Raw genomic sequence first — 4,548 nt, 5'->3', positions numbered from 1 at the left:
GCCCTGCTGTACACGGCCCGCACGGCGGAGCCCGGCGTCCCGGCCCAGCCCACGGCCGACAGCCCGCACCGGCCACCGCAGTACGCGGAGGCGGTGCTCACCGGCCTCGCGGCGCTGACCCTGCACGGTTTCTCGGCCACCCCGCCGCTGTCCGACCTGGACCACGTCGACGTCCTCGTCCCCCGCCAGCGCCGGCTGCGCTCCACCGGCTACGTCCGCGTCCTGCGCACCCCCGCCCTGCCCGTCGCACACCCGGTGGCGGGCCTGCCGGTGGCGCCGGTGCCGCGGGCGCTGGCGGACGCGGTGGCCGAGCTGACGGACGCGGAGGCGGTACGGCGGCTGCTGACCGAGGCGGTGCGCGGCGGCCACTGCGAACCGGCGGCCGTGGTCCGGGAGCTGACCCGGGCCCGGCTGCTGGACCGCCCGCACGTGGTCGACGCGGTGGACGCGCTGCTCGCCGAGGGCCGCTCGATCGCCGAGGACCGCCTCTACCGGATGGTCCGCGAGTACGGCCTGCCCGACCCGGTGTGGAACGTCGACCTGCGCCTGCCCGGCGGCCCGCACCTCGGCGGCCTGGACGCCTACTGGCCGGACCATGCGGTCGCCGTCGAACTCGACACCCGCGCGCCCCGGCAGGACGACGACGCCCTGTGGTCGGAGTACGCCCGCAAGCGCGAGCACCTGGAGCGCCTCGGCATCACGGTCGTGCACCTCACGCCGAGGAAGCTCCGGGACTCCCTGGAGCAGCAGGCGACGGTGGTGCGGACCGCGCTGATGGCGTCCGCGGACCGCGACCCGGCCGCGTACGTCGTGGTGCTGCCCCGGTAGCGGCGGGCCGCCCGCTCTTCCTGTTCTCCTGCGCCGTCCGGGTGAGGACTCACCGGAACGGACGAACAGAGCGGGCGGGGCGGGAGCCGGCGGCGGTAGAGGAGAGTCATGAGACAGTCCCGAATAGCGGCCGGCGCGTGCTCCCTCCTCCTCGCCGCCGCCTGCGCGTTCGCCGGCCCCGCGACGGCCCAGGTGGCACCGCGGACCGCGGCCACCGGCTATGTCGCCCTCGGCGACTCCTACTCCTCCGGGGTCGGAGCCGGCGACTACCTGGCCTCCGGCAAGGAGTGCAAGCGCAGCAGCCGGGCGTACCCCGTGCTGTGGGCCGAGGCCCACGCGCCCGCGTCCTTCAGCTTCGCCGCGTGCAACGGCGCCGGCGTGGACGAGGTCCTGACCGAGCAGCTCGGCCACCTCAGCCCGCGCACCGGCCTGGTCACCCTCACCGTCGGCGGCAGCGACACGGGCTTCGTCGGCGTCCTGGCGACCTGTGCGCTGGGCGGCACCGGCGGGTGCCGGTCCGCCCTGTCCCGGGCCCGCACCACCATGGACGGCTCCCTCGCGGCGAACCTCGACCGTCTCTACACGGCCATCCGGAACCGGGCTCCCGCCGCCCGTGTCGTGGTGCTCGGCTACCCGCACCTGTACCACCTCCAGGGCGCCTGCCGACTGGGCCTCGGGGACAGCGAGCGCGCCGACCTGAACGACGCCGTGGACCACCTCAACGCCGTGATCGCCCGGCGCGCCGCCGCCCACGGGTTCACCTTCGCCGACGTCACCGCCGCCTTCGCCGGCCACGAGATCTGTTCCGCCCGGCCCTGGCTGCGCAGCGTCGACGTGCTGGCGATCACGGAGTCGTACCACCCCACGGCACCGGGGCAGTCCCTCGGCTACCTCCCGGTCCTCAGCCGGGTGTCCTGACCGCCCTGGTGGCTAGCAGAACTCCGCCTCGACCACCTCCTGCGTGTCCCCGGCCCAGTCCCCGTTGAAGTTGACCGCCAGGGAGTGCCGGCCGTCCGCCGTCGTCGCCGCGTCGGAGGCCGAGCCGTGGATCCCGCCGTTGTGGCCCCAGACATGGACGCCGCAGCTCAGCCGGGTGTCCATGAGGCCGAGGCCGTACCGCACACCGGGTGCGATCCCGGTGGCCACGGTGGTCTTCATCTCCTTCAGCTGCCGCGCCGGGAGCAGCCGGCCGCCGAGGAGGGCACCGTAGAAGCGGGACAGGTCGGCGGAGTTGGAGATCATCTCGCCGGAGGAGGAGGCCAGGGACGGGTTGAGGGCCGTGACGTCGTACACCCGGCCGCCGGGGACCTTGAACGTCGAGTACGCCCTGCCGCTCGGCCGCGGGAGGGTGACCCGCGTGCCGGGCACGGAGGTGGCCTCCAGGCGCAGGGGGCCGATGATGCGGCGGGAGATCTCGGTGGCGTACGAGCGTCCCGTCGCCTTCTCGATCACCATGCCGGCCAGGACGTAGTTGGTGTTGGAGTACCGCCAGGAGGTGCCCGGCGCGAAGTCCGGCTCGTGCCGCAGCGCGAAGTCCACCAGCTCCTGGGGGGTGAGGGTGTCGTAGCGGTGCCGGAGGAAGCCCTCAGGGGTGAAGTAGGCGCGGCGGAAGTCGGGGTCGGCGAGATAGTCGTGGACGCCGCTGGTGTGGTTCAGCAGCTGCCGCAGGGTGATCCCGCGGCCGTCGTGGCCGTGGCCGCGGACCACGCCGGGCAGCCACCGCTCCACCGAGTCGTCCAGCGAGAGCCGGCCCTCCGCCTCCAGCTGGAGCAGGACGGTGGCGACGAAGGTCTTGGTGATGCTGGCGACGCGGTAGCGGTCGGCGGCCGAGCGCGGCTTGCCCGTGCGGGTGTCGCCCACGCCGGCGGCGGCGGACCAGCTGCCGTGGGTGTCCCGTACGGTGGCGGTCGCGCCGGGTACGCCGGCCGCGACCGCCGCCTCGACGGCCTCGCGGGTGTGCTCGTGGCGGGCGGGTGCGGGGCCGGCCGCCACGGCCGGGGCCGCGAGGGCCGCCGACAGGAGCAGGGCGGTGGTCCCCACCAGGGCCGTACGTGCGCGCATGTCTTCCCCCATACCAGTGGTGTGTGCGGTGCGGTCGGGGGGAGGGACCCGGTACGGTGCGCGAAGGTTGCCGCGGTGTAGGCCGGTTGAGTGACTTTCAGCCCTTCTTGAGCACCAGCTCGGTGTTCCGGTCGGCCGCGCCGCCGGCGAGGGTCCGGTTGGCGCCGGGCGCGTTGTACGACAGCTCGCGGTACAGGGCGGCGAGGCCGGTCTGGGAGAGGTCGGCGTAGTCGGTGCGGTGCGGGGCGGCGGACTCGATCAGCGTGGTGAACAGGGAGACCGTGCCGTCCTTGTTGTCGACCAGCTCGATGATCCGGGCGAGCTGCGGGAAGTCGACGTGCGAGGCCGTGGAGATCTCCCAGAAGGAGCGCCCGCCGGAGGCCCGGTGCGGGGTGATGACGTTCTTGTGGATGTGGCCGTTCACCCAGGCCAGGACGTTGGCGTGGGCGGACAGCACGGAGACCACCGCGGCGCCGTCGTGCCGCTTCTCGCCGGGGCGGGCCGGGTCGGGCCGGGTGTTGGTCATGGTCTTGCTGGTGTGGTGGCTGAAGACGACGGCGTAGGAGTCCTTGTTGGCCTTCAGCGTCCGGTCCAGCCACTTCAGCTGGGCGGTGCCGATGGAGCCCTCGTAGTGGCCGCCGGCGTCGGTGGTGTCGAGGCTGATGCCGATGACGTCGTCGGAGACGCGGAAGGCGTAGTACTGGGTGCCCGTGTCCAGGTTCGCCGAGGAGTAGCCGTGGCCGACCGGGCCGCGGCCCTGGTGGGCGGGGTCCAGGTGGGCCTTCAGATAGTCGGCCTGGGTGTACGGGGCCCGCTTCTCGTCCGGGGTGACCGGGCGCATCGAGCGGGCGTGGGCCTTGAGGAAGTCGCGGTAGCCGGTGCCCCGGGGGTCCTTGGCCTTCTTGATGGTGTCCTGGAGCTTCTTGGCGTCGGCGGCGGAGACGCTCATCAGCTTCCTGCCGCCGATGGCCGCCTCGGCGAGGTGGCGGTCGCCGTGGGAGCCGTAGCAGCCCAGCGGGAGGGAGTCGTGGTTGCCGACGGTGGAGTACCAGGGCAGGCGGAGGCCGGGGCTGCGCACCTCGCGGATCGCGGCGGCGAGGAAGTCCTTCAGGTGCGGGAAGCCGAGCGCCTTGTCCTGGTCGCGGGTGGCGGAGCCGGGCTGCCAGTACAGCTTCAGACCGCTGTTCTGCACGCCCTCGTAGTGCCGCGGGTCCCCGGAGTTGGGGGTGATCCGGCCGCCGCTCATCACCTTCATGAACCACTCCAGCTCGGAGTGGGCGTTGTTGTCGGTGTTGTCGCCGGTGGTCATCACGAAGCGCAGGGGGGCGCCGGTGACGGGGGCGCCGCGCAGCGCGTTGACCCGCTCCACGAGGGAGATCGCGCCGGGCACGGTGAGCGCCTCGTGCGGGCGCCAGGCGTGCACGTCGTGGGCGCGCAGGTACTCCAGGCGCAGCGGGTGCTGGACGTCCATCAGGTGCAGGTCGGTGAACTGCACGAACGCGGCCAGCGTGGTGCGGCGGCCGGCCCGGCCGGACTGCGGTGCCGCCAGCTCGGCGCGCACGACCCGCTTCCAGCCGGGGCCGTCGCCGAGGCGGCGGTAGCCGGAACCGTTCCGCGGGGCGGCGACGGAGGCGAGGGTGGTGCCCTTGGTGTAGGGGG

4 protein-coding genes are annotated in these 4,548 nt (G+C 73.7%); 2 read left to right on the top strand and 2 right to left on the bottom strand.

The annotated features are described in order from the left end of the window. Together CCN44_RS18840 and CCN44_RS18835 are read left to right on the top strand one after the other, a co-directional pair. A partial coding sequence (locus CCN44_RS18840) for a hypothetical protein (protein WP_086698340.1) occupies nucleotides 1-828 on the top strand: 828 nt, incomplete at its 5' end. A 108-nt stretch (nucleotides 829-936) separates the two neighbouring features. Beyond that, on the top strand, nucleotides 937-1,746 hold the full coding sequence (locus tag CCN44_RS18835; protein WP_189397205.1) for an SGNH/GDSL hydrolase family protein: 810 nt from the start codon (nucleotides 937-939) through the stop codon (nucleotides 1,744-1,746). A 12-nt stretch (nucleotides 1,747-1,758) separates the two neighbouring features. Here the strand turns inward: CCN44_RS18835 and CCN44_RS18830 are convergent, their stop codons facing one another. Together CCN44_RS18830 and CCN44_RS18825 are read right to left on the bottom strand one after the other, a co-directional pair. Continuing rightward, nucleotides 1,759-2,889: a serine hydrolase domain-containing protein gene (locus CCN44_RS18830; RefSeq protein WP_189397204.1), complete on the bottom strand. Its 1,131-nt coding sequence runs from the start codon at nucleotides 2,887-2,889 to the stop codon at nucleotides 1,759-1,761. A 97-nt stretch (nucleotides 2,890-2,986) separates the two neighbouring features. Then, nucleotides 2,987-4,548: TIGR03767 family metallophosphoesterase (locus CCN44_RS18825; RefSeq protein WP_086698339.1), on the bottom strand; the 1,562-nt coding region annotated here is incomplete at its 5' end.

Source organism: Streptomyces tricolor (assembly GCF_002155905.1).
Lineage (GTDB): Bacteria > Actinomycetota > Actinomycetes > Streptomycetales > Streptomycetaceae > Streptomyces > Streptomyces tricolor.
Note: the sequence above shows the minus strand (reverse complement) of the source record. Positions and strands in the feature narration are given on the sequence as shown.